Below are 22,754 nucleotides of genomic sequence, written 5' to 3' on the forward strand. Positions count from 1 at the left end.
TGATCATGGGATGCCCATTCAGAAGTCGTACGATCCGTCCCGCTCCGTGATACTTCGGACCTTCTCGGTGACCGGCTGCGACCTGCGAGTTCATCCCTGCACGGGAGCCCCGGGGCCGGTCAGTCGAGGTCGATGTGCTCACTGTCGGACGGCTTCTCACCGGTCCAGCGGCGTTCCTGTCCGGAAACGGCCGCGCGGTAGGCGGCGAGCAGTTCGCCGCCGGCTGCGGCGAGGTGGCGGTAGACCTCCGGGTGGCGCTCGCGGAGCGGGGAGGCAAGCTGCTCCAGGCCCTCGCCGGCGCCCAGCGTGCGGGAGACCTCCTGCATCCGCTCGCCGACGGCGGAGGCGAAGCGGCGGACCTCGTCCACCAGCGGGGCCAGCTCGGGACCGCCCACGCCGAACGGGAACGCCTTCTCTCCGTCGCCGACCCCGCCGCCGCCGAACGGGTCCGCGTCGGCCGCCAACGGCTCCTGCTCGCCCTGCCGCTGCTCGCCCTGCCGCTGCTCGCCCTGCTGCTTCAGCCGCTCCTGTGCCTCGGCGTCCTCGGCGACCGCCTGGGCCCAGATGTCGTCGTCCTCACGGCGGTCGTCGGCACTGGTCATGGTGGACTGCTCCTCGGGTTCGGTGCTGATGTGCTGGTCTTTCGACGCTACCCGACACACCGGCCGCACGGAGGTCTCCCGGCGGCCTTTCAGCGCTGCGGCCACAGGGCCGGGTCGGGCGTGAAGCGCACCGAGAGCAGGCCGTCGCGCAGCCCGGCGCCGGAGACCGTGCAGCGGCGCAGCGCGGAGGGCAGCCGGGCGATCCGGCGGTAGGCCCCGATGCCGATGATCAGCTCGTCGCCGCGCCGTACCAGGTCCAGGTCGGCCCGCTCGGCTCCGGGCAGCGGCAGCCGCCAGACCAGCAGGCCGTCCTCGGCCAGCCGGTCGTCGACGGCCCAGGGTTCGGGGTGCGGCGGGTCCAGGTCGGCGGCGCTGCCGTAGAGGGCGGCGCCCAGCTCGGCGAGGTCGGCGGGGCCGTCCGGGGCGCGGCCCAGGTGGGGGGCGGGCAGCAGCGGTGCCTCCCCGGCGAACTCACTGGCCAGCGCGGCCGTCCGGGTCCGCCCCTCGGCGGCCAGTGCGGCCAGCCAGGGGTCGGGGGAGTCGGCGGCGGTCACCGGGAGTGCGCGGGAGGCCACCACGGCGTCCACCCGGTGCTCGAAGAGGGCGAGTCCGGCGCGGGCCCGGCGGACCTCCGGCAGGGTGTGCCCGTCGGCGTCGACCACCAGCCGTACCGAGGTCTGCGGCGCCTCGACCACGCGGCGGGCCTCCGCCAGTCGGCCGGCGGCCCAGGACCTGGCCTCGAAGAGCCAGTCGGCGGGCATCGGCACCCCGGCGAGGGCGGCCAGTACGGGGCGCAGCGCGCGGGCGGCCTGGCGCTGCTCGGGCAGCAGCCGGGCGAGGTAGCGGTCCAGCCGCTCGGGCAGGGCGAGGGCCGCGACCAGCTCCGGAACGGGCGGGCCGTCGACCACCAGCAGGTCCCAGTGGCCGGAGGCGGTGTGCTCGCAGAGGGCGCGCAGCAGCACCAGATGCCGGGTGCCGGGGAGGGCGGTGAGCTCCTCGGGGTCCAGCGGGTCGACGCCGAGCAGGTCGAAGGCGGGTTTGACGCGGCCGGCGAGGTGCAGCGCCCCTTCCTGGAAGGACCGCTCCTCGTCGATCCGGGCCGCGTGCGGTCCGGCGTCGCCGTCGCCCACGGGGGCGGGTGCCTCGCCGAGCCGTACGCCGAGCAGCGCGTCCATGGTGCGGTGCGGGTCGTGGGCGGCCAGCAGCAGGGTGCGCAGTCCGTGGCGGGCGGAGTGCACGGCGGTGGCGGCGGCGACCGTGGTGGCGCCGCTGCCGCCCCTTCCGGTGACCAGCACCGTGCGGGTCGTCATGGCGGTCCGCCCTTCACATCGGTCCGGTGGCGGCTTCCCTACTCCAGGGTGGCCGGTCAGCTCTCCACGCGCTTCTTGAGTCCGGCCAGTGCCCGGTCGATGATGACCTTCTCGGCCTTGCGCTTGATCATGCCCAGCATGGGGATCTTGACGTCCACGGCCAGCTGGTAGGTGACCTCGGTGCTGCCGCCGTCGGCGGCGGCGAGGGAGTAGGAGCCGTCCAGGGCCTTGAGCATCTGGCTCTTCACCAGGGTCCAGGTGACCTTGCGGTCGCCGTCCCAGGTGTAGGCGAGGACGTGCTCGTCGCGGATGGCGCCGGCGTCCAGCAGCAGCCGCACCTGCTCGGCGCGGCCGTCCGGCCCCTCGCCGAGCACCTCGATCTCCTTGACCTCGCCCGTCCACTCCGGATAGGCGGCGAAGTCGGCGATCACCCCCATGACCTCGGCCGGGGTCGCGTCGATCGTGATGCTCGACCTGGTGTGCTCCGCCATCGGGTGGCCCTCCGCGTTTCGGCCGCTGTGGTGTGGTCCGACTGATCGGGTGGTGTGTGCAGGAAGGTTATCGCGGCCGTACGCGGGCCCCCGGGGGGCGTGCCCGGTCACCACTCCAGTGCGTATGGACGGCCGGTGGCCCGGAAGTGGCCCACGTTGACGCACTCGGTGCGGCCGATCCGCATGCGGCGGGCGAGCGGCTGGTGCACATGGCCGAAGAGGACCAGCTGCGGGCGGGTGGCGTGGATCGCCGCCAGCACCGCCTCGCTGCCGCGTTCGAAGCGGCGGGCGACGGTGTCATAGGTCAACTCGGGGACGGCCGGGGGGATGTGGCAGCAGAGCACGTCCACCGCGCCGACGGCGGCCACCTTGGCCGCGTACTCCTCCTCGGTGACCTCGTACGGGGTGCGCATCGGGGTCGGCAGGCCGCCGCCGACGAAGCCGAAGGTGCGGCCGCCGAGCTCCACCGTCTGCCCGTCCAGCACGGTGACGCCGTCGCGGGCGAAGTCGGGCCAGAGCCGGGGGACGTCGACATTGCCGTAGGTGGCGTAGGTGGGGACGGGGAAGGCGGCGAAGAGGTCCGCGTACTGCTTGCGTACGGCGTCCTCGATCGCCAGTCCGCGCGGCCGTCCCAGGGTCTCCCACAGCCCGTCGGCGAAGGCCCGCGCCTCGTCGAAGCGGCGGGCGGTGCGCAGTTCCACATAGCGGGTGGCGTTGGCGGCGCCGAAGAGGTCGGGGAAGATGCCGCGCCCATGGTCGGCGTAGTCGAGGAAGAGCACCAGGTCGCCCAGGCAGAGCAGGGCGTCCGCACCGTCACCGGCCCGGGCCAGCGCCTCGGCGCTGCCGTGCACATCACTCACCACATGGACCCGCATGACCGCCACCTTAGGGGTTCGGACACGGACGGCCCACAGGCGCCCGCGTCCGAGGCTCCGCCGGGCCGTGGCGGGTCTGCCGTAGGGTGCGTCACATGGGGTCGGCGCCACCGGGTACGGGACCTCTGCACCGTCACCGGCCGGAAGCGCGGGGCCACTCGCGGTCAGTGGTCGTGTGACACGGGAAACACCTTGCCCGGTCCCCCTATCTGAACGCACCTACCCGGCAGTAACGTCCTGGCGTCCCGCAGCGTCGCAGACGAGGAGCAGTCTTGCGCGAGTTCAGCCTTCCGGCCCTCTACGAGGTACCGAGCGGCGGCAACCTCACCGACCTGATCCATCGGAACGCCGACGCCCATCCCGAGGTGGCCGTGGTGAGCCGCAAGGCCGACGGCCGGTGGCAGGACCTCACCGCCGTGCAGTTCCTGGCCGAGGTGCGCGCCGCCGCCAAGGGCCTGATCGCCTCCGGGGTGCGCCCGGGCGACCGGGTCGGCGTCATGTCGCGCACCCGGTACGAGTGGACCCTGCTGGACTTCGCCATCTGGTGCGCGGGCGCCATCACCGTGCCCGTCTACGAGACCTCCTCCGCCGAGCAGGTGGAGTGGATCCTCGGCGACTCCGGCGCCGTCGCGATCGTCACCGAGACCGCCGCGCACCAGGCCACCGTGGCCCAGGTACGGGACCGGCTGCCCGCGCTGGCGCACCTCTGGCAGTTCGACGCCGGCGCGGTCGAGGAGCTGGTGCGGGCCGGCGCGGAGGTAGCGGACGCCACCGTCGACGAGCGGCGGGCCACCCTCGGCCCGGACACCGTCGCCACCATCGTCTACACCTCGGGCACCACCGGCCGCCCCAAGGGCTGCCGGCTGTCCCACGGCAACTTCCTGGCGGAGCTGGGCAATGTCACCGCCCGGCTGGAGCCGCTCTTCCGCACCGGGGAGGGGTCGGTGCTGCTCTTCCTGCCGCTCGCCCACGTCCTGGGCCGGATCGCGGAGATCGCCTGCGCCATCGCCCCGGTCAAGCTCGGCCATGTCTCGGACATCCGGGATGTCACCGCGGAGCTGGGCACCTTCTCCCCCACGCTGATCCTGGGCGTCCCCCGGGTCTTCGAGAAGGTCTACAACACCGCCCGCTCCAAGGCGCAGGCCGACGGCAAGGGCAGGATCTTCGACCTGGCCGCCGGGACCGCCATCGCCTACAGCCGCGCCCTGGACAGCGGCGGTCCGGGGCTGGTCCTCAGGCTGAAGCACAAGGTCTTCGACGCGCTGGTCTACAGCAAGCTGCGGGCCGCGCTGGGCGGCAGGGCCACCCACGCCATCTCCGGCGGCGCACCGCTCGGCGAGCACCTGGGCCACTTCTACCGGGGCATCGGCTTCACCGTGCTGGAGGGCTACGGCCTCACCGAGACCTGCGCCGCCACCGCCTTCAACCCGTACGACCGGCCGAAGATCGGCACCGTGGGCCAGCCGCTGCCCGGCTCCGCCATCCGGATCGCCGACGACGGCGAGGTGCTGCTCAAGGGGCCGCACATCTTCACCGGCTACTGGAACAACCCGGAGGCCACCGCCGAGGCGCTGCACGACGGCTGGTTCGCCACCGGCGACGTCGGCACCCTGGACGACGACGGCTATCTGGTGATCACCGGCCGCAAGAAGGAGATCATCGTCACCGCCGGCGGTAAGAACGTCGCACCCGCCGTGATCGAGGACCGGGTGCGCGCCCATCCGATCGTCGGCGAGTGCATGGTGGTGGGCGACCGCAAGCCGTTCATCGCCTGCCTGATCACCATCGACGAGGAGTTCCTGCCGACCTGGAAGCGGCTCAACGGCAAGCCCGCCGACGCCACCGTGGCCGACCTCAAGGACGACCCCGACCTGCTCGCCGCCGTGCAGGCTGCCGTGGACGACGGCAACAAGGCGGTCTCCAAGGCCGAGGCGGTGAAGAAGTTCCGCATCCTCGACACCCACTTCTCCGAGGACAGCGGCCATCTCACCCCGTCGCTGAAGCTCAAGCGCACGGTGGTGCTCAAGGACTACGCCTCCGAGGTGGAGGCGCTCTACCAGCGCTGACCGGCCGCCTCCGGTACGGGGGGAGGGGACACCCCAGACGGGCCCCTCCCCCCGTAGGCGTCATCCCGTAGGCGTCACTCCGCCGGGTGCAGCAGCCCGGCCAGCCGACCCGCCAGCAGATCCCAGCGCCAGGACTCCTCCACCCAGCGGCGGCCCCGCGCCCCCATCCGCCGCCGCAGGCCCTCGTCCAGCAGCAGCTCGGCGATCCGGTCCGCCGCCGCCTCCGGGGAGCGCCCCGGCACCACAAAACCGGTCTCGCCCTCCAGCACCGCGTCCGGCGCCCCCCCGGAGTCGCCCGCCACCACCGGCAGCCCGGTCGCCGACGCCTCCAGGTAGACGATCCCCAGACCCTCCACATCCAGCCCGCCGCGCCGGGTGCGGCACGGCATGGCGAAGACATCGCCCGCGCCGTAGTGCGCCGGCAGCTCCTCCCACGGCACCGCCCCGGTGAACCGCACCGACGCCCGTACCCCGGTGGCGTCCACCAGCTTCTCCAGGTCCGCCCGGTAGGGACCGCCGCCCACGATCAGCAGCACCGCGTCGGGCACCCGGGCCAGCACCCGGGGCAGCGCCCGGATCAGGGTGTCCTGCCCCTTGCGCGGCACCAGCCGGGAGACGCACACCACCACCGGGCGGTCCGCCAGCCCCAGCCGACGGCGCACCTCGGCCCCGCCCGACCCCGGGTGGAAGGTCTTCTCGTCCACCCCCGGCGGCAGCTGCGCCATCCTGGCCGCCGCCGCCGGGCCCACCGCCGCCGCGATCCGGGACCGGGTGTACTCCCCCAGATAGGTGAGCACATCCGTACCCTCCCCGATCCGCCGCAGCAGCTGCCGCGAACCGGGCAGCTGCGCCCACGCCGCCTCATGGCCGTGCGTCATACCCAGCAGCCGCCGCGCCCCGGCCCGGCGCAGCGCCGGGGCCATCAGGCCCAGCGGAGCCGCCGCGCCGAACCAGACCGAGGTGCAGCCCTCCGCCCGCAGGATCTCCCCCGCCCGCCGGACCACCCGGGGGGTGGGCACCATCATCCGGGTGCGGTCGCGGACCACCGGGAAGGGCTGCTCCGCGTCGAAGCGGGCCACCTCGGAGCCGTCCCGCCAGGTCGAGGCATAGACCACCACGCTGCCCGGGGCCAGCCGCACCGCCATGTTGTGGACGAACTGCTGGATACCGCCGGGCCGGGGCGGGAAGTCGTTGGTGACGATCAGGGTCTTCTGCATGGTGGTCCGTACGATAGGTCAGGACCCCGGCCCCACGGGAACCGGCAAGCGCCCTGTCACCGTCTTCCGCGCGGACGGTACGCTCACCCGACCGGCCAGGGCGTCCCGCGACGCCGGCCGTCCGCCACCGAGTGAGGGATGCAGCTGTGGAGTTGGCAGAGCCCGGGGAGGCCCGGTCGCCGGCGGAGGTCCACGACACGCCGCCCCCGCAGCTCCCGCAGCCCCGACCGCGCACCGCCGCCGGACCGCTGGTCGCCCTCGGCTTCTGCTACGCCGCCACCCGGGTGCTCCTGGTGCTGATGTGCGTCGGCCTGGTGCGGATCTCCGACCTGGATGTCACCACCGATGTGTCGGTGATCTACCACGGCTGGTTCGAGGTGCTGCGGACCGGCACCTTCCCGATGGACGACGTCACCTGGCAGTACCCGCCCGGCGCCGCCCTGGTGATGCTGGCCCCCGGGCTGCTGCCCTGGTCGTACCTGACCTCCTTCCTGGTGCTCACCGGCGTCTTCGACGCGCTCGCCATGCTGCTGCTGGTGCGGGCCGGCATCCGGGGGCGGCGCCGCTACGCCGGGGCGTGGCTCTGGGTGGTCGCCGTACCGATGCTCGGTCCCACCGTCTACTGCCGCTATGACCTGATCGTCACCGCCGTCGCCATCGCCGGGCTGCTGGCCGTGGGCCGCCGCTCCCGGCTCGGCGGGGCGCTGCTGGGCATCGGCGGCCTGCTGAAGGTCTGGCCGCTGCTGGCGGTGCTCGGCACCGCGCGCGGTCGGCGCACCCGCCGCGTCTGGACCACCGCGGCGGCCACCGCCGCCGGGGTCGGCTTCCTGGTCGCGGCGGCCATGAACGGCGCCTTCCGGTTCCTCACCTTCCAGCGCGACCGGGGGGTGGAGGTCGAGTCACTGGCGGCGCTGCCGATCCACTGGGCGCGGCTGGCCGGGCACTGGGAGGGGAAGGTCGCCCTCAACTACGGCTCGGTGGAGTTCCTCGGCCCGTGGGTGCACTCCATCGCCCAGGTGTCGGTGGCCGCCACCGTGCTGGGGTTCGGCTGGCTGCTGGTGTGGCGGCTGCGGGCCCAGGTCTGGCAGCCGGCCACCCCGTACGACGCCGCGCTGGCCGCGCTGCTGGTCTTCACCGTCACCAGCCGGGTGATCAGCCCGCAGTACCTGGTCTGGCTGATCGGCCTGGCCGCCGTCTGCCTCACCGCGCGGGGCACCACGCAGAGGCCGGTCGCGGTGCTGATCCTGCTGGCCTCGGGGCTCACCGTGATGGAGTTCCCGGTGATGTTCGGCCCGGTCACCCTCTCCACGCCGAGCGGCGTGGCCGTCCTCACCGCCCGCAATCTGCTGCTGCTCGGTGCGGCGCTGCTCTCCTGCGGGCGGCTGTGGCGCTCCACCCGGCAGTACGAGGAGGCCGAGGAGGAGGAGTGGGAGCCGTCCGAGCCGCAGACCAGGGTGGGCGACCCGTTCGAGGCGGAGACGGTCGCCTACAGCGTCCGTCCCGGGATCGCCTTCGAGCAGCAGTTCCTGGACCACCTCGACCGCGACGACCGCTCCCCGCACCGCTGACGGTCGGTCACCCCGCGGCCTCGCCGGGTCGCCAGGCCCTGGCCGCCGCGATCCGGCGGGCCGCACTCGGATGGGTACCGAAGAGCAGCTGCAGCGCGCGCGGCGGGTCGACGTCCGCGACATTGGCCACCGCCAGCCGCCGCTGCATGGCCACAAACCGGTCCGGGTCGCCCGTGAGGTCCAGGGCGTGCCGGTCCGCGCGGGCCTCGATGCGGCGGCTGACCGCGCACTGGAGCGGCCCGGACACCGCCCCGAGCAGCGCGGCGCAGGCCGCCAGCAGCGGCAGCGAGCGGGGGTCCGCCGCGTCCGCCGCCCCGGCCGCCGACAGCAGCGGCCCCCAGGAGAGCAGCAGGCCCAGCAGGCAGACCACGGCGGCGGCGCCGACGGCCCCCAGCGCCGTACCGGTGAGGACATCGCGGTGCTTGACGTGGCCCAGCTCATGGGCGACCACCAGTTCCACCTCGCGCGGCTCGGCCGTGGCCAGCAGGGTGTCGTACGCGACGATGCGGCGGGTGGCGCCGAGGCCGGAGACATAGGCGTTCAGCGCCGTCGTACGACGGGAGGCGTCCGCCACCAGCACCTGCCTCACCGGCACGCCGTCGCGTTCGGCGAGGTGCAGCAGGGCGCTGCGCAGCGGGCCGTCCGGCATCGGCGTGAAGCGGTTGAAGAGCGGTTCCACCAGCAGCGGGAAGAGGAACGAGAACGCCACCGCCAGCACCGCCGCCGCGCCCGCCGCCGGCAGCCACCACCGCTGCGGCGACCAGGCCGTGAGCGCATAGAGCCCGCCGACCACCGGCAGCACCACCAGCAGGCCCAGCAGCAGCCCGCGCAGCACATCCACCGCCCAGCCGCCCCAGCCCTGCGTCACCAGGCCGTACCCGCGCCGGACCACCCGCACCCGGGCCGTGAACGGCAGTCGCACCGCCTCCCCGAGCAGCACCAGCAGCGCCACCCCGCCCAGCACCTGGGCCACCCGCGACCCGCCGAACAGCTCCCCCACGCCCGCCACCAGCCACGCCCCGGCCCCGCTGAACCCCAACCCGGCCGTCACCCCGAGCCCCGCCAGCCGCCCGGCCAGCACCCAGGGCACCTGCGCCCGCCGCAGCGCCCTCCCCCGGGCCACCTCCTCCGCCGTGAAGACGCCGCCCGCCACCTCACCGCCCACCACCGACCTCCCGCCGCCGTCCACCCCGCCATCATCTCCGACCCCGACCCGGTACGCGCCCCCGGACCGCCTCCGCACGCCTTTGACGGGGCGTCAGCCATGGCCTGATGCTGATGCGGTGGCCACCGGCTCGGATCAGCCAGGTCGGACAGCCAGGCCGGATCAGCCAGGTCGGATCAGCCAGGTCGGATCAGCCAGGAGGGAGACCCCCATGGGAGAGCACGAGAAGCCGCCGCCGGACCCGTCCCAGGGCACACCTCCGCCGGGGAACTCGGATGGGCAGGTCCCGACACCACCCCCTTCCGACGGCAAGCACCGGAGGAAGTAGGGCACGTGGACCATGAGGCGCAGCGGCGGCGGTTGGCCGAGGCCATGGAGCGGCGGGGGGACTGGCCGGTCGGGTCGCCCTGGGTGCGCCGGGCGGTCGAGGCGGTGCCGCGTGACGGGTTCGCGCCGGACCGGCTCTGGGAGTGGGACGGGCACCGCTGGGTGTCCGTGGAGCGCGGGGCCGACCCGGAGCGGTGGGGGCGGGTGGTGTACGCGGGGCCCGACGAGGCGGCGGTCACCCAGGTCTCCGAGGGGGTGCCGTCGTCCAGTCTGTCCTGCCAGGCGGTCGTGGCGGACATGCTCGACTGCCTCGTGCTGGAGCCCGGCCGGCGGGTGCTGGAGCTGGGAACGGGGACCGGTTGGAATGCCGCCCTGCTGGCCCGGCGGGCCGGACCGGGCCGGGTGACCAGCGTGGAGGTGGACCCCGGTCTGGCCGCCGCCGCGCGTGAGCGGCTGGGGGCGGCGGGGGTCCGGGTCGCGGTACGGGTCGGTGACGGCGTAGCCGGTTGGGCACCCGGGGCGCCGTACGACCGGGTGATCGCCACCTATGCGGTCGAACGGGTGCCCTGGGCGTGGGTGGCCCAGACGCGGCCCGGCGGGCGGATCGTCACCCCGTGGGGGCACCTGGGGCATGTGGCCCTCACCGTCGCCCCGGGCGGCCGGTCGGCCGTCGGCCGGGTGCAGGGGTTGGCCCGGTTCATGCCCGCCCGTGGCACCGGCCGGACCCCGGACTTCCGCCAGGTCCGGGGGGACGGCCCGGCGGAGGACGAGCGGCCGCTGTGCCGGGACCCGGGCCCGCTTCGGGACGATCCGCATCTGCGGTTCGCGCTGCGCGTCGCCCTGCCCCGGCTGCGGATCACGACGGGGACCGATGCGGACGGCGTCTCGGCGTGGCTGCACGACGGCACCTCCTGGGCGACCCTCTCCGCGCTGGGCCCCGGCCGCACCGTCGCCCACCAGGGCGGGCCGCGCCGCCTGGCCGACGACCTCGAACGGGCCTGGGACGACTGGCTGGCCCACGGCCGTCCGGAGCTGTACGAGTACGGCATGACCGTGGAGCCGGACCGGCAGTACCTCTGGTGCCGGGACCCCGTGACCGGTCCCCGGTGGCGGACGGCGGACCGGGAGGCCATCGGTCCAAGGCCCCCGGGGGTCAGCCCAGTTCGCGGGCAAGGGCGGCGAGCCAGTCGCGGGTGAAGGCGGCCAGGTCGGTGCCGAGGACGCGGCGCATGGCCCGGTCGACGCTGGTGTCGCGGTCGGCGGTGGCCGAGCCGGTGGCGGCGATGGTGCGGTAGAGGGTGACCAGCCGCTGGGGGCCGTGGCGGCGCGCGATCAGGGCGCAGGCGAACCAGGCCAGTTCATAGCTCTGCGCAAGGCCGTGGGCGGTGGTGGAGAAGTCGGCGTCGGTGGGGAGGGCGCTGGGGAGGCGTCCGGCGGCGATGTCGGTGGCGAGTTCAGGGGCGATCTGCCGGGTGGTGCGGCCGGTGCCCTGGTAGGCGGTCCAGTCGGCGGCGCCCTCGGAGAGCCAGAGGGGGGTCCAGGGCCGGGTGGCCGCGCGGGTGGCGACGTGTACGGCCTCGTGGCTGGTGACGACCTGCCGCCCGAGGTCGCTCAGCTCGCGGTAGGCGTCCGGGTTGACCAGGATGCGGTCGGCGGGCGCCGCGTCGGGGGCTCCGGGAGCGGCGGTGGTGACGGCGGCGATGCCCCGGTAGTCGCTCGAGGCGGCGCCCAGCAGCCGGGCGAGCTGGTCCAGCGAGCCGGGCGCGTACAGCAGCAGCCGGTCGGCCCAGGCGCTGCCCCAGACGGCACTGACGGCCGGTACGGCGCGGTCGGCGGCGCGGGACAGGGCGGTGAGTTCGGCGTCGTCCCCGAGGCCCAGCACCAGGCTCCGTCGGCCGTGCACCGCCTGTACGGTGCCGAGGTCCCAGAGCAGGACGCCGCCGACCGGGTCGTCGGCGGCGAGCAGCCACTGCCCGTCGGCGCGGGCGAGGGTGATCCGGCGGGTGGCGGTGGCGGGGTGGCGGTCGTAGCCGCCGATGCGGTGGTCCAGCTGCACCTCGGCGGTCGGACCGGCGGCGGTGCGTTCCAGCCGGGTGAGGCGGTGGCTCCAGGAGTCCAGCGGCACCTGTGCGGTACGCCGCAGCAGCTCCGCCTGGCGGGGGCGGAAGGCGGGCGTTGCGGTGGCGGCCAGCGCGGCGGGGTCGCGGCGCAGTACGGCGTCGGCGCGGCGGGCGAGCAGCGCCCGGACCTCCTCCCGGCTGGGCCCGGAGGCGCCGGGGGCGCCGGAGGCCCCGGAGGGTGCGGGGGGCGGCGGGGCAACGGCGGTCTGGACCCGGGTGGGCCGGGCCGGGGCGGCACCGGGGGCGGAGAGTTGCAGCAGCCCCCCGGCGGCGAGCAGCAGCGCCCCCCGCCGGGTGAGGCCGTGGCCCGGTATGCGGGGGGCCGGCCCGGTGCCGCTCAGACCCGCACCACGGCGGCGATGGGCATGGCGCGGGCGCTCTCATAGCGGACCCGGGCTCCCGGGTAGGGCGCGTGGATGATGGTGCCGCCTCCGACGTACATGCCGACATGGTGCATGTCACCGTAGTAGATGACCAAGTCCCCGGGGCGGGCGTCGGCGAGGGAGACCCGCCGACCTGCGAACGCCTGGCCCTGCGAGGTGCGGGGCAGGGTGACCCCGGCCTGCGACCAGGCCCAGTACATCAGCCCGGAGCAGTCGAAGGCGCGCGGCCCGGTGGCGCCGTAGAAGTAGGGCGAGCCGAGGGCGCCGGTGGCGGCGGCGACGGCGGTGGCCGCGCGGCCGTCGGGGGCGGGCACATCGCCGAGGTCGATCCGGCCGGTGCCCCGGGTGGCCCGCTCATGGGCGGCGCGGGCGTCGTCGGCGGCGAGCCGGGCGCGCTGCTCGACGCTGAGGGTGGAGAGCAGTGCGCGGGCGCGGCCGAGCCGCTGCTGCACGGTCTGCTTGTCGTGGGCGAGGGCGAGGCGGACCCGTTCGAGTTCGGCGAGCTTGGCACCGGCCTCGGCGCGGCGCTGATCGAGGGCGCGCTGCCGGGTGGCGACCTCGTGCAGCACCTCGGCCTGCCGGACGCTGACCCGGTCGAGCGCGGTGGCGCGGTCCAGATAGCTGGCGGGGTCGGAGGAGAGCATCAGCTGCACCGTCGGGTCGAGGCCCCCGGAGCGGTACTGGGCGCCGGCGACCTGGGAGAGGTCGGCGAGCATCCGGTTGAGGGCGTCCCGGCCCCGGGCCACCTGGTCCTGGAGGACGGCGGACTCGCTGCGCAGCCGGCGGAGGCTCTCCCGGGCGCCGTTGTAGCGCTCGGTAGCGGCCTCGGCCTGCGTGTACAACTGGTCGACCTGGCGTTTGACGTCCTGTTCGGCGGGCCGTTCAGCGGGCTGCTCGGGGGGCTGCTCGGCAGGCCGTTCGGCGGGGCGCGAGGGTGCGGCTGGTGCGCCGGGTGCGGCCTGGGCGGCGGCGCCGGCGGTGAGGGCGACTGCGGCGGCTGCGGCGGCGGTGAACACCGTGGCACGCGCCCGCCCAGGCTGTCTGGGGCGGCGGTGGGTGGCCAACGCGGTTGCGCTCCCTTCGTCCTGACCGCCGCCGGAGGGGCGGTGGTCCGAGCGCAGACGTTAGCGAGTCAGGCCCCATGCGTCCAAATTGCCGTTTATCGGACTTTTTGACTGCCTGAAGATAGCAACGGAGCAGAAGACGCCAAAGGGCCCGACCCCCACCGAGGGAGTCGGGCCCAGAAAGTATCGGAACCGGGTCAGATCCGGACGATCTTCGCAATCGGCATCACGGTCGCGGACTCATAGCGGACCACCGCGCCGGTGTGCGGGGCGTGGATGATCTGGCCGTTGCCCACGTACATGCCGACGTGGCTCATGCCGCTGTAGTAGATGATCAGGTCGCCGGGCTTGGCGTTGGCGAGGCTGGTACCCATGGAGGTGCCCGCACCGGCCTGCGCCTGGGAGGTGCGCGGCAGCGTGATCCCGGCCTGCTGGTACGCCCACAGCATCAGACCGGAGCAGTCGAAGGTGGACGGACCGGTGGCGCCGTAGACATACGGCGAGCCCAGCCGGGTCTCGGCGGCGGCAATCGCTGCGGCGGCGTAGCTGGAGGCGCCCACCGTGCTGGCGGAGCCGCTGCCGGTGGAGGTGTCCAGGCCGGCGCGGGGGGCGGCACGGGAGGCGCGCTCGGCGGAGGCGGCCTCGGCAGCCCGGAGGGCGGCGCGCTCCTGGGCGGTGAGGGTGTTGAGCAGCGACTGAGCCTTGGAGAGCTTCTGCTGGACCTCGCTCTTGGCGCTCTTCAGCTCCTTGGCGGTGCGGTCCAGCTCGGCCAGCTTCTGCTGCGCCTCGGCCTTGTCCTGGTCGAGCTTGCGCTGCTTCTGCTGGAGCTGCTTCAGGGTGTCCGCCTGCTGGCTGCTCACCTGGTCCAGCGAGGACGCCTTGTCCAGGAACTGCGCCGGGTCCGAGGAGAGCATCAGCTGGACGGTGGGGTCGATGCCGCCCGAGCGGTACTGGGAGGAGGCGAGCTGGCCCAGGGTGCCCTGCATCGCGGAGACCTCGGACTGCTGGCGGGCGACCTGGTCCTGGATGTTGTTGACCTGCTTCTGGAGCTGCTGCTGCTTCTCCTTGGCCCCGTTGTACTGCTCCGTCGCGACCTCGGCCTGCTCATTGAGCTTGTCGACCTGGGCCTTCACGGACTCCTTGGTCGGCTTGGGGGCCGCGCTGGCGGTACCCGCCTGGGCGGATATGGCAACGGCGGTTGCGGCTGCGGCGGTGAGGACAGAGATCCGCGCGCGGCTCGGCTGCTTGGGACGGCGGTGGGACGCCACGAAGGCGGGCTCCATTCTTCCTACGGCCGCCTACCGGGTGAGCTGACGGGTTCGGGCTGGAAGCATGCCCTACGACGCCTCAGCCGACTTCACAGTCGGCCCTGACGCCGATTCACCCCGAGGAAGTGGTTCCCCGGCTCCGATCCGACGGCATCCCCTGGAGGACAGAGACCTGCCCTGCCGCTTCTCGAACTCGGCGGGAGCCGCCGCCGTCACCCGGGTCGGGAGATCACTTCGCGGTGGCTCCCGCCAGACACTAGTAACTGAACTGTGATCCGTTCAAATCCTTGTAGGTAAAAAGTCTGAACGGCAGCGAGATTTCTTGGAAATTGCCACCAGGGGTAGCCACGACATGACCCTGGGGTGACCGAAGGGCGGTCCGGACGCCCCAGGAGGCCGGTCCGGGCGTGGCGGACCTCACGTGGGCCGGAGACAGCCCTCGGGCCCGGCATGTCCGAAATGCCGGGCCCGAGGGGATTACTGAAGGTCCATGACGAATGGACCGTGATGTGCGGTCAGACGCGCCGGATCACCGAGATCGGCATGGAGGTCGCCGAGACGACCTCGACCGACTTTCCGGGACGCGGCGCGTGCACCACCATCCCGTTGCCGATGTACATGCCGACGTGGCTGCCGCCGTAATAGATGATCAGGTCGCCCGGCTGCGCCTGGGAGAGCGAGGGCACATTGGTACCCACCGTGCCCTGCGCTGAGGCGATACGCGGCAGCGTCACACCGGCCTGGCTGTAGGCCCAGAGCATCAGACCGGAGCAGTCGAAGGTGGACGGACCGGTCGCGCCGCTGACATAGGCCATGCCCTGCCTGCTGAGCGCCGCCTGCACGGCGACGGCCGCATAGCCGTGGGCCGGCGGCAGATTGCCGAGGTCCACCCGCTCCGCACCGCCGCGCGAGGCCCGCGCGTCCGCCGCGTCCAGCGCCGCGCGCTCCTGCACGGTGAGGGTGTTGAGCAGCGCCTGGGCATCGTGCAGCCGGGTCTGCATCTGCGACTTGTTCTGCTTGAGCTCGCGGGTGGTGCGGTCCAGCTCGGCCAGCGTGGACGACGCCTCCGCCTTCTGCTGGTCCAGGAGGCGCTGCTGCTCCTGGAGCCGCCGCAGCGCGTCGGCCTGCTGGGCGCTCACCTGGTCCGTGGAGGACGCCTTGGCCAGGAACTCGTCCGGGTTGGAGGAGAGCATCAGCTGGACGGTGGGGTCGATGCCGCCCGACCGGTACTGCGCGGACGCCAGCGCTCCCAGGTTCAGCTGGAGCTTGCTCACCTCGGCCTGCTGCCGGGCCACCCGGTCCTGCAACTGGGCTGCCTGCTTGCGCAGTTGCTGCTGCTTCTCCTTGGCGCCGTTGTACTTCTCGGTGGCCTGCTCGGCCTCCTCGTACAGGTTGTCGACCTTGGTCTTCACCTGCTCCTTGGTCGGCTTGGGATCCGCGTGCGCGGCACCGGCCTGGGCGGAGATGGCGACGGCGGTCGCAGCCGCCGCGGTGAAGACCGAGACCCGGGCGCGGCTCGGCTGCTTGGGACGGCGGTGGGACGCCAAGGGTAATGCTCCTTAATCCTTCAAACACCACTCGCACGAGTGACAGTTGGGACGGAGGTTTGACAACAGACCATAGTGGGGAACCAGTTGAGCGGCCAACCCCCGGCCTCAGGTGCGAACCAGCCGCCTCAACAGCAGCGCCGACGACACCGGCCGCGCACCGGCCCGCCGTACACCGTCGGCCACCTCGCGGTCGGACGAGACCACCACCACCGGCCGGCCGTCGGGCTCGGCCCGCACCAGCCGCCGGATCAGCTCGTCGGCCGTCTCCCCGGTACGGCTGAACCGCACCCGCACCCCGCGCGGCTGCGCCATGATCACCGGCGTGTCCAGGTCCTGCCCGTCGAAGACACAGGTCACCTCGGCGCCGCTCTGCGCCGCCAGCATGGAGAGCCCACCCAGCAGCCGGAGGCGCTGCTGCTCCAGCGGCAGCATGGGATAGCCGGTCTTGGTGACGTTGTAGCCGTCCACCAGCAGATGTACCTGGGGCAGCGCCAGCAACTGGTCCAGCAGCGCCGGGTCGTCCTCGGCCAGCGCCCGCCGGGCGACATCGTGCGGGGAGGCCGCCCCGGGCGCCACCGCCTCCACCAGGTCGGCCGGGCGCATCCGGGTCACCGGCAGCGCCAGCTCGCGCTGGAGGCCCTGGGCGGCGTGCAGCACGGTGTCCAGCAGCAGCCGCAGCCGCATGTCCTCCACGCTGCGGCCCTCGCGGGCCGTACGGCGGCCGGCCTCCAGGGCCGACTCCAGTTCGGCGACGCGATGCCGCAGCCGCCGGGCCTCGCCCTCGGCGGTGGAGCGCTCGGCCTGCGCCGCCGCCCGGGCCGCCTCCAGCTCGGCGGCCACCTTCCGGGTCGCGGCCTCCGCGCGGCGGGTGTCGCTCTCCAGGCTGCGCAGCTTCTTGCGCAGCGCGTCCGACTCCCGCTTGGCGGCGTCCAGTTCACCGCGCAGCCGATCGGCGTCGGTGCGGGCGGAGGCGCGCAGCGCGGCCAGTTCGCCCTCCAGCTTCTCCGCCAGGCGTACGGCCTCGGCGGCGGTGCCCTCGGCGTCGGCCCGCTCGGCCTCCTCGCCGGCGTCGGCCACCAGTCGGCTCCAGCCGCGCGACCGGACCAGATAGGCGGCGGCGGCCACATCCATCGGATCGGCGGCGGCCGGGGCCGTACCGCTCTCCAGCGCCCGCACCAGCTCGGGCTGGCCGAGCCGCAGCCGGTCCGCTATGCGCAGCCGGAAGAGCGGCTCGGCGGCCAGCGCGGCGGCCAGCGCGGTGGCGGCGTACTTGGCCCGCCGGGCCGGGGTGAACTTGGCGTACGGCCGCAGACCGGCGGGCAGCTCGGCGGCGGGCAGGCTGCCCAGGGCGTCCGCCGCTATCCCGACGACCCGGCGGCGCACCCCCTCCGGCAGCGGCCGGTCCAACCGCTCGCCGCTCTCGTCCTCGCCATGGTCGGCCGCGGCGGCATCCCCAGCCGAACCGCCGCCGGGAGCAGCTTCGGTGGACGGCTCGCCGCCCGAGGAAGCAGCACCGGCTGCGCCGGGGGCGCCGGAGGACGAAGCACCGGCCGAACTACCGCCGGCGGCAGCACCGCCGGAAGCCTCACCGGCGGAAGAGCCACCCCCGACCGCAGCGTCCCCGGACGACCCGCCATCGGACATGCTGCCGCCCGAGGAAGCAGCAGCGGCTGCGCCGGGGGCGCCGGAGGACGAAGCACCAACCGAACTACCGCCGGCGGCAGCACCACCGGAAGCCTCACCGGCGGAAGAGCCACCCCCTGCCGCAGCGTCCCCGGGCGGGCCGTCGCCGGGGGTGCCGGCAGTGGGGGCGTCGGCCGGGGCGGCGACGCCGGAGGCCGGGGCTTCGTCGGGGAGCCGGGGACGCCGTCCGGGCCACGGCCGCCGGCGCCGACCGCGCCCGCCCCGACCCCGGCGTCATCGGCCGCTCCCCGCGCAGCGGGCTGCCGCCCCTGCGGTCCGGCGGCCGTTCCAGCTCTGTCCACCACGTCCACGACTCCGATCCGTCTCGTCCGGCGCCTCCCCGTACACCGCTACCTTCGATTCTCCCGCGTGCCGGTTCCTGCCCGGCAGTGCGCCGGCCGAACCACGGCCCGGTTCAGGCCGAGTCGGCCTCGCCGGCGCCCGGCCGGTCGACCAGCTCCACCTGGTCCACGGCGTTGCACCAGCGGCAGCGCACCGACTCCACGCTCTCGCTGAGCACCTCGCGCTCCTCCACGGAGGGCTCGCCCGCCAGGTCGAGGTGGACGAACTCCACCACACGGGAGGTCCGCGTGACGTCGAAGCGGGTCAGGTTGCCGCACAGGGTGCAGCGCCACCGGGTCCCTGCGGTGGGCACGGGGACAGGCATGTGGGGGTCCTCTCGGTCGTCCCGGGCGATTCGCGTACGCCAAACCCTATGGCCTGAGGCCCTGCCCGCGGGCACTCGTTCGCGCCTCGGGACCGCCCGGTCCCCGGTGGTACGGCTCGCCCGTCCGCAGCACCCCGCAGTGCCGGATCCACCGCACCGGGGAATGCTCCGAACCATGGTGATCCCGGTGCACGACGACAGCCCGGTCCGGCGCCTGCCCCTGGTGACCTATGCGCTGATCGCGGTGAACGCCGCCGTCTTCGTCACCGGCCCGGCCTCCGGCCTCGACCCGCTGTACGGCTCGCCGCAGCAGCGCGGCTGCGCCCAGCAGCGCTACACCCAGCGCTGGGGGGCGGTCCCGGAGGAACTGCTGACCAACCGGCCGCTCTCCCCCGCCGCCGTACCGCCGCCCCCGGCCGGGGCGCCGCACTGCCCGCCCGCCGAGGTCCCCGGCAAGGTCCCGGCGCTCTCCGTGGTCACCTCGCTCTTTGTGCACGGCGGCTGGCTGCACCTGCTGGGCAATCTGCTCTTCCTGCTGGTCTTCGGCCGCGATGTGGAGGACCGCATGGGCCGGCTGCGCTTTCTCGCCTTCTATCTGGGCGTCGGCACCGTGGCGACCTACGGTTACGCCCTGGCCGAGATCCACACCGCGGACGCCACCCGCACCCTGATCGGTGCGTCCGGCGCCATCGCCGGGGTGCTCGGCGCCTCGCTGCGGCTCTATCCGAAGGCGCGGGTCACCAGCCTGGTGCCGCTGCTGCTCTTTCTGCCGCTGCGGTTCCCGGCCTGGCTGGTACTGGGCTTCTGGTTCGCCGTGCAGTGGTGGTGGGCGCACTCCGCCGACGACTCCGACCCGGGGGTGGCCTATCTCGCCCATGTGATCGGCTTCGCCGCCGGCTTCCTCGCCACCTGGGCGCTCTACGGCCGCGCCCGCTCCCCCCGGCAGCCCCCGCAGTCCCCGCAGCCCGCCGCCGACCCGCGCCGGGAGTCCGACCCCGACCCGGTCTGACCGGCGGACCTCAGTACGCTGGCCCGGCAGCCGTCCCCCTCCCGATCAGGAGACCCGTGTGATCACCGCGATCGTGCTCATCAAGACCACCGTCGACCGGATTCCCGAGATCGCCGAGGCAATCGCCGCGCTGGACGGCGTGAGCGAGGTCTACTCGGTCACCGGCACCTACGACCTGGTGGCGATGGTCCGGGTGCGCAGCCACGAGGACCTGGCCGAGGTGATCCCCGGCCACCTCAACAAGGTCCCCGGGGTGCAGCACACCGAGACGCACATCGCCTTCCGGACCTACTCGCAGCACGACCTGGAGGCGGCCTTCGCCCTCGGCCTGGACGAGTAGCCGCCCCCTCCCCGGGGGTGGTCAGCCCCGGCGGCTGTCCGGCACGCAGCGCCCGCCCTCGGTCCGGTACGACCAGCGGGCACCGTCGCTGACCAGTTCCCGGACCGCTGCCAGGAAGCGCTCCACATGCTCGTCGGGCGTGCCCGCGCCGAAGGAGACCCGGATCGCGTTGAGGCTGCGCTCCCCCGGCAGGGAGGGCTCGGGGGCGCCGCACTCCGAGGGTGCGTCCGCGGTGCCGCCGAGCAGGGTGCGCACCAGCGGGTGGGCGCAGAAGAGGCCGTCGCGCACCCCGATGCCGTACTCGGCGGAGAGCGCGGCGGCGAGGTGCGAGCTGTTCCAGCCACGGACCACAAAGGAGAGCACACCCACCCGCGCGTGGTCCTCGCCGAAGAGGCTGAGCACCTGCACCTCGGGGATCTCCGCCAGGCCGGTCCGCAGCCGGGCGAGCAGCCGCTGCTCGCGGGCCTGGAGCGCGTCGAAGCCGGTCTCGGAGAGCGCCCGGCAGGCAGAGGCCACCGCATAGGCGCCGATGACATTGGGCGAACCCGCCTCGTGCCGGGCCGGGCCGCTGTGCCACTCCACGGCGACCGAGCCGTCCGCCGCGCGGGCGACGGTACGGCTGGCGCCGCCGCCGGCCAGGTACGGCTCGGCGGCGTCCAGCCAGTCGCTGCGGCCGGCCAGCACCCCCGCGCCGAACGGCGCGTACAGCTTGTGCCCGGAGAAGGCCACCCAGTCCACGCCGAGTTCGCGCACCGACACCCGGTGGTGGGGGGCCAGTTGGGCGGCGTCCAGCACCACCCGGGCGCCGTACCGGTGGGCGGTCTCGGTCAGCTCGGCGACCGGCCAGATCTCGCCGGTGACATTGGAGGCGCCGGTGACGCAGAGCAGCGTGGGGCCCTCGGGTGCGGCGGCCAGTGCCTCCTCCAAGGCGGCCACGGCCTGCTGCGGCGAGCGGGGGGCGGGCAGGTAGTCGGCGGTGAGGCCGTCGCGGCGCCAGGGCAGCAGCGAGGCGTGGTGCTCGGTCTCGAAGGCGAGGACGCGGGTGCCGGCCGGGAGCGCCGAGGCCAGCAGGTTGAGCGAGTCGGTGGTGGCCCGGGTGAAGACCACCTGGTCGTCCTCGCGCAGGTCCAGGAAGTCGGCCACGGCCTGCCGGCTCTGCTCGAAGAGGTCGGTGGAGAGCTGGGAGAGGTATCCGGCGCCCCGGTGGACGCTGCCGTAGTAGGGGGCGTACGCGGCGACGTCGTCCCAGACCCGCTGGAGGGCCGGGGCGCTGGCGGCGTAGTCGAGGGCGGCGTAGGCCACCTTCTCGCCGCCGACCAGCGGCACCTCGACCTCCCGGCCGAGCACGGGCAGCGGGCCGCAGTCGGCGGCAGCAGAGGCGGCGGAGGCAGAAGCGGCGGAGGCGGCGGTGAGGGGCTGAGCGGTCATGGCGGGGCTCCTGGAGGTGCGAAGGCGTGCGCGGGCAGGGGCGACCGAGGCACGGCGAAGCCACGCCGGAGCGGCACAGCCGGGCGGGCTGCGGGGCTGTGGCGGGTTGCGGTGGGTCGACCCCGGGGCCGTACGGGGGCGCGCGAAGAGCAGCGCGCCGTTCGGCGAGGGGGAGGGAGGAGGCCGGTGGCCTCTAGCGCATTCGCTTCGTCACGGTATGACTCCTCGGGACCAGGACCCCTGAAGTCTCACGAGGGGTCCGCGCTTGCCGTACGGCGTCTCTGCCGTGCGACCTGGTCTTCACCCGGGGCACCCCGCCACGGACGGAGGGTTGCCGGACAGCCAGCCGGGGCTTGCGGTGCTGTCACTCATGACCTGCCGAGGATTATGGCAGAGGACCGGCCGCCGTCCACACTGCCGTCCGCGATGCGGACAGCCGGGGGGTCGGTGCCGGTCCTCTGCCGTACGGGTCAGCCGCGCGCGGTGGCCGCCGCCCAGCGCTCCAGGGTGCGTTGCGCCGCCCCGGTGTCGAGGGCGTCCGCCGCCCGCTGGACACCGGCCGCCAACTGCTCGGTCAGCGGCGCTTCGGTGAGGTCCAGCGCGGTGAGGGCCGCGGCGGTGTTGAGCAGCACCGCGTCCCGTACCGGTCCGCGCTCCCCGGCCAGCAGCCGGCGGGCCACCTCGGCGTTGTGGGAGGCGTCGGCGCCGCGCAGCGCCTCGATGGGGACCAGCGGGATGTCCAGGTCGCGCGGGTCGAAGGCGGTCTCGGTGACGGCGCCGTCCCGGACCACCCAGACGTGGGAGGGGGCGGTGACGGTGAGCTCGTCCAGGCCGTCGTCGCCTCGGAAGACCAGGGCGGTGGAGCCGCGCCGGGCCAGCACCCCGGCCATGATCCCGGCCATCCGGGTGTCGAAGCAGCCGATCGCGGAGGAGGTGACCCTGGCCGGATTGGTGAGCGGGCCGAGGAAGTTGAACGCGGTGGGGATGGCCAGCTCGCTGCGGGCCGGGGCGGCGTGCCGCATCGCGGGGTGGAACCTGGCCGCGAAGCAGAAGGTGATGCCGACCTCCTCGGCGACCTCCGCCACCCGGCGGGCGGAGAGGTCCAGGCTGATGCCCAGCTTCTCCAGTACGTCGGAGGAGCCGCTGGCGGAGGAGGAGGCCCGGTTGCCGTGCTTGACGACCTTGGCCCCGGCGGCGGCGGCGACGATCGCCGACATGGTGGAGATGTTGACCGTCTTGGCCCGGTCGCCGCCGGTCCCGACGATGTCCACGGCGGGCCCGGGGACCTCCAGCGGCTCGGCGTAGGCGTACATCGCCTCGACCAGGCCGCTGACCTCCTCCACGGTCTCGCCCTTGGCGCGCAGCGCCACCATGAACCCGGCCACCTGGACCGGGGTGGCCTCGCCGCTCATGATCCGTGCCATGGCCCAGGCGGTGTCGGCCTCGGTGAGGTCCTGGCGCTGCACGAGTGCAGTCAGGACATCCGGCCAGGACCGTGCCTGCACGGGGTCGCCGCCGCCGTTCGCAGGTGCCACGTTCGCCATGACCAACTCCAGCCTTCGCCTGTACGGACAGTAGGGAAAAGGCCACCCTATCCAGCAGGAGAGAAGGGGCGCCTCGA

19 protein-coding genes and 2 riboswitches are annotated in these 22,754 nt (G+C 74.1%); of the genes, 5 read left to right on the forward strand and 14 right to left on the reverse strand.

Annotated elements, in window-relative coordinates; translation table 11 throughout:
* Positions 1 to 119: 119 nt before the first annotated feature.
* The 4 genes from C7M71_RS32855 to C7M71_RS06440 form a co-directional block, all read right to left on the reverse strand.
* Entirely contained in the window at positions 120 to 602 is a 483-nt protein-coding gene (locus tag C7M71_RS32855) for a DUF5304 family protein (protein WP_111491289.1), read from the reverse strand.
* Positions 603 to 691: 89 nt separating this feature from the next.
* Complete coding sequence (locus C7M71_RS06430; protein ID WP_111491290.1) at positions 692 to 1,912, reverse strand: ArsA family ATPase; 1,221 nt, start codon at positions 1,910 to 1,912, stop codon at positions 692 to 694.
* 56 nt (positions 1,913 to 1,968) lie between these two features.
* A complete protein-coding gene (locus C7M71_RS06435; protein WP_111491291.1) occupies positions 1,969 to 2,403 on the reverse strand; it encodes an SRPBCC family protein in 435 nt (144 codons plus the stop codon).
* Positions 2,404 to 2,510: 107 nt separating this feature from the next.
* A complete protein-coding gene (locus C7M71_RS06440; RefSeq protein ID WP_111491292.1) occupies positions 2,511 to 3,278 on the reverse strand; it encodes a metallophosphoesterase family protein in 768 nt (255 codons plus the stop codon).
* A gap of 272 nt (positions 3,279 to 3,550) precedes the next feature.
* Between C7M71_RS06440 and C7M71_RS06445 the strand changes: the two genes are divergently transcribed.
* Entirely contained in the window at positions 3,551 to 5,344 is a 1,794-nt protein-coding gene (locus C7M71_RS06445) for an AMP-dependent synthetase/ligase (RefSeq protein WP_111491293.1), read from the forward strand.
* A gap of 74 nt (positions 5,345 to 5,418) precedes the next feature.
* Here C7M71_RS06445 and C7M71_RS06450 read toward each other — a convergent pair whose 3' ends face one another.
* On the reverse strand, positions 5,419 to 6,561 hold the full coding sequence (locus tag C7M71_RS06450; protein ID WP_111491294.1) for a glycosyltransferase family 4 protein: 1,143 nt from the start codon (positions 6,559 to 6,561) through the stop codon (positions 5,419 to 5,421).
* A gap of 146 nt (positions 6,562 to 6,707) precedes the next feature.
* Between C7M71_RS06450 and C7M71_RS06455 the strand changes: the two genes are divergently transcribed.
* Positions 6,708 to 8,129 (forward strand): glycosyltransferase 87 family protein, encoded by a 1,422-nt coding sequence (locus tag C7M71_RS06455; RefSeq protein WP_229758572.1) that lies wholly within the window; start codon positions 6,708 to 6,710, stop codon positions 8,127 to 8,129.
* A gap of 7 nt (positions 8,130 to 8,136) precedes the next feature.
* Here the strand turns inward: C7M71_RS06455 and C7M71_RS06460 are convergent, their stop codons facing one another.
* The gene (locus C7M71_RS06460) at positions 8,137 to 9,318 is read right to left on the reverse strand and encodes a M48 family metalloprotease (RefSeq protein WP_229758573.1); all 1,182 of its coding nucleotides are present in this window, start codon (positions 9,316 to 9,318) and stop codon (positions 8,137 to 8,139) included.
* A gap of 309 nt (positions 9,319 to 9,627) precedes the next feature.
* Here C7M71_RS06460 and C7M71_RS06465 point away from each other — a divergent pair, with 309 nt between their 5' ends.
* The gene (locus C7M71_RS06465) at positions 9,628 to 10,818 is read left to right on the forward strand and encodes a methyltransferase domain-containing protein (protein WP_229758574.1); all 1,191 of its coding nucleotides are present in this window, start codon (positions 9,628 to 9,630) and stop codon (positions 10,816 to 10,818) included.
* Here C7M71_RS06465 and C7M71_RS06470 read toward each other — a convergent pair.
* The 6 genes from C7M71_RS06470 to C7M71_RS06495 all read right to left on the reverse strand — a co-directional run bounded on the left by C7M71_RS06470 (position 10,775) and on the right by C7M71_RS06495 (position 18,356).
* A complete protein-coding gene (locus tag C7M71_RS06470) occupies positions 10,775 to 11,746 on the reverse strand; it encodes a hypothetical protein (protein WP_229758575.1) in 972 nt (323 codons plus the stop codon). The genes C7M71_RS06465 and C7M71_RS06470 overlap by 44 nt on opposite strands.
* A 332-nt stretch (positions 11,747 to 12,078) precedes the next feature.
* Entirely contained in the window at positions 12,079 to 13,188 is a 1,110-nt protein-coding gene (locus C7M71_RS06475) for a C40 family peptidase (protein WP_111492431.1), read from the reverse strand.
* A gap of 197 nt (positions 13,189 to 13,385) precedes the next feature.
* On the reverse strand, positions 13,386 to 14,456 hold the full coding sequence (locus C7M71_RS06480; RefSeq protein WP_111492435.1) for a C40 family peptidase: 1,071 nt from the start codon (positions 14,454 to 14,456) through the stop codon (positions 13,386 to 13,388).
* 12 nt (positions 14,457 to 14,468) lie between these two features.
* Positions 14,469 to 14,619, reverse strand: a riboswitch (cyclic di-AMP (ydaO/yuaA leader).
* A 352-nt stretch (positions 14,620 to 14,971) separates the two neighbouring features.
* Positions 14,972 to 16,003: a C40 family peptidase gene (locus tag C7M71_RS06485; RefSeq protein WP_111492432.1), complete on the reverse strand. Its 1,032-nt coding sequence runs from the start codon at positions 16,001 to 16,003 to the stop codon at positions 14,972 to 14,974.
* A gap of 108 nt (positions 16,004 to 16,111) precedes the next feature.
* Positions 16,112 to 17,650, reverse strand: coding sequence for an NYN domain-containing protein (locus tag C7M71_RS06490; protein WP_111492433.1), 1,539 nt, complete (start codon positions 17,648 to 17,650; stop codon positions 16,112 to 16,114).
* A 454-nt stretch (positions 17,651 to 18,104) separates the two neighbouring features.
* A complete protein-coding gene (locus C7M71_RS06495; protein WP_111491931.1) occupies positions 18,105 to 18,356 on the reverse strand; it encodes a hypothetical protein in 252 nt (83 codons plus the stop codon).
* A gap of 175 nt (positions 18,357 to 18,531) precedes the next feature.
* Here C7M71_RS06495 and C7M71_RS06500 point away from each other — a divergent pair, with 175 nt between their 5' ends.
* Both C7M71_RS06500 and C7M71_RS06505 read left to right on the forward strand, forming a co-directional pair.
* Positions 18,532 to 19,365 carry a rhomboid family intramembrane serine protease gene (locus tag C7M71_RS06500; protein WP_111491930.1) on the forward strand — a complete coding sequence of 278 codons (834 nt, stop codon included), beginning with the start codon at positions 18,532 to 18,534 and terminating at the stop codon, positions 19,363 to 19,365.
* Positions 19,366 to 19,423: 58 nt separating this feature from the next.
* Positions 19,424 to 19,705, forward strand: a complete 282-nt coding sequence (locus C7M71_RS06505; RefSeq protein ID WP_111491929.1) for an Lrp/AsnC family transcriptional regulator — start codon at positions 19,424 to 19,426, stop codon at positions 19,703 to 19,705.
* Between the two features lie 21 nt (positions 19,706 to 19,726).
* On the opposite strand, the gene C7M71_RS06510 is transcribed toward C7M71_RS06505, so the two are convergent.
* Entirely contained in the window at positions 19,727 to 21,133 is a 1,407-nt protein-coding gene (locus C7M71_RS06510; RefSeq protein WP_111491928.1) for an aminotransferase class V-fold PLP-dependent enzyme, read from the reverse strand.
* 256 nt (positions 21,134 to 21,389) lie between these two features.
* Positions 21,390 to 21,509: riboswitch (SAM riboswitch) on the reverse strand.
* A gap of 94 nt (positions 21,510 to 21,603) precedes the next feature.
* Positions 21,604 to 22,677, reverse strand: a complete 1,074-nt coding sequence (trpD, locus tag C7M71_RS06515; RefSeq protein WP_111491927.1) for an anthranilate phosphoribosyltransferase — start codon at positions 22,675 to 22,677, stop codon at positions 21,604 to 21,606.
* Positions 22,678 to 22,754 lie beyond the last annotated feature (77 nt).

Origin of the sequence: Peterkaempfera bronchialis (genome assembly GCF_003258605.2) — a bacterium.
Classification (GTDB): domain Bacteria; phylum Actinomycetota; class Actinomycetes; order Streptomycetales; family Streptomycetaceae; genus Peterkaempfera; species Peterkaempfera bronchialis.

What these genes read in the sequence shown, in the direction of transcription:
- C7M71_RS32855 (WP_111491289.1), bottom strand. Translation starts at nt 602, where the DNA reads ATGACCAGTGCCGACGACCGCCGTGAGGACGACGACATCTGGGCCCAG.
- C7M71_RS06430 (WP_111491290.1), bottom strand. Translation starts at nt 1,912, where the DNA reads ATGACGACCCGCACGGTGCTGGTCACCGGAAGGGGCGGCAGCGGCGCC.
- C7M71_RS06435 (WP_111491291.1), bottom strand. Translation starts at nt 2,403, where the DNA reads ATGGCGGAGCACACCAGGTCGAGCATCACGATCGACGCGACCCCGGCC.
- C7M71_RS06440 (WP_111491292.1), bottom strand. Translation starts at nt 3,278, where the DNA reads ATGCGGGTCCATGTGGTGAGTGATGTGCACGGCAGCGCCGAGGCGCTG.
- C7M71_RS06450 (WP_111491294.1), bottom strand. Translation starts at nt 6,561, where the DNA reads ATGCAGAAGACCCTGATCGTCACCAACGACTTCCCGCCCCGGCCCGGC.
- C7M71_RS06490 (WP_111492433.1), bottom strand. Translation starts at nt 17,650, where the DNA reads ATGTCCGATGGCGGGTCGTCCGGGGACGCTGCGGTCGGGGGTGGCTCT.
- C7M71_RS06495 (WP_111491931.1), bottom strand. Translation starts at nt 18,356, where the DNA reads ATGCCTGTCCCCGTGCCCACCGCAGGGACCCGGTGGCGCTGCACCCTG.
- C7M71_RS06500 (WP_111491930.1), top strand. Translation starts at nt 18,532, where the DNA reads ATGGTGATCCCGGTGCACGACGACAGCCCGGTCCGGCGCCTGCCCCTG.
- C7M71_RS06510 (WP_111491928.1), bottom strand. Translation starts at nt 21,133, where the DNA reads ATGACCGCTCAGCCCCTCACCGCCGCCTCCGCCGCTTCTGCCTCCGCC.
- trpD (WP_111491927.1), bottom strand. Translation starts at nt 22,677, where the DNA reads ATGGCGAACGTGGCACCTGCGAACGGCGGCGGCGACCCCGTGCAGGCA.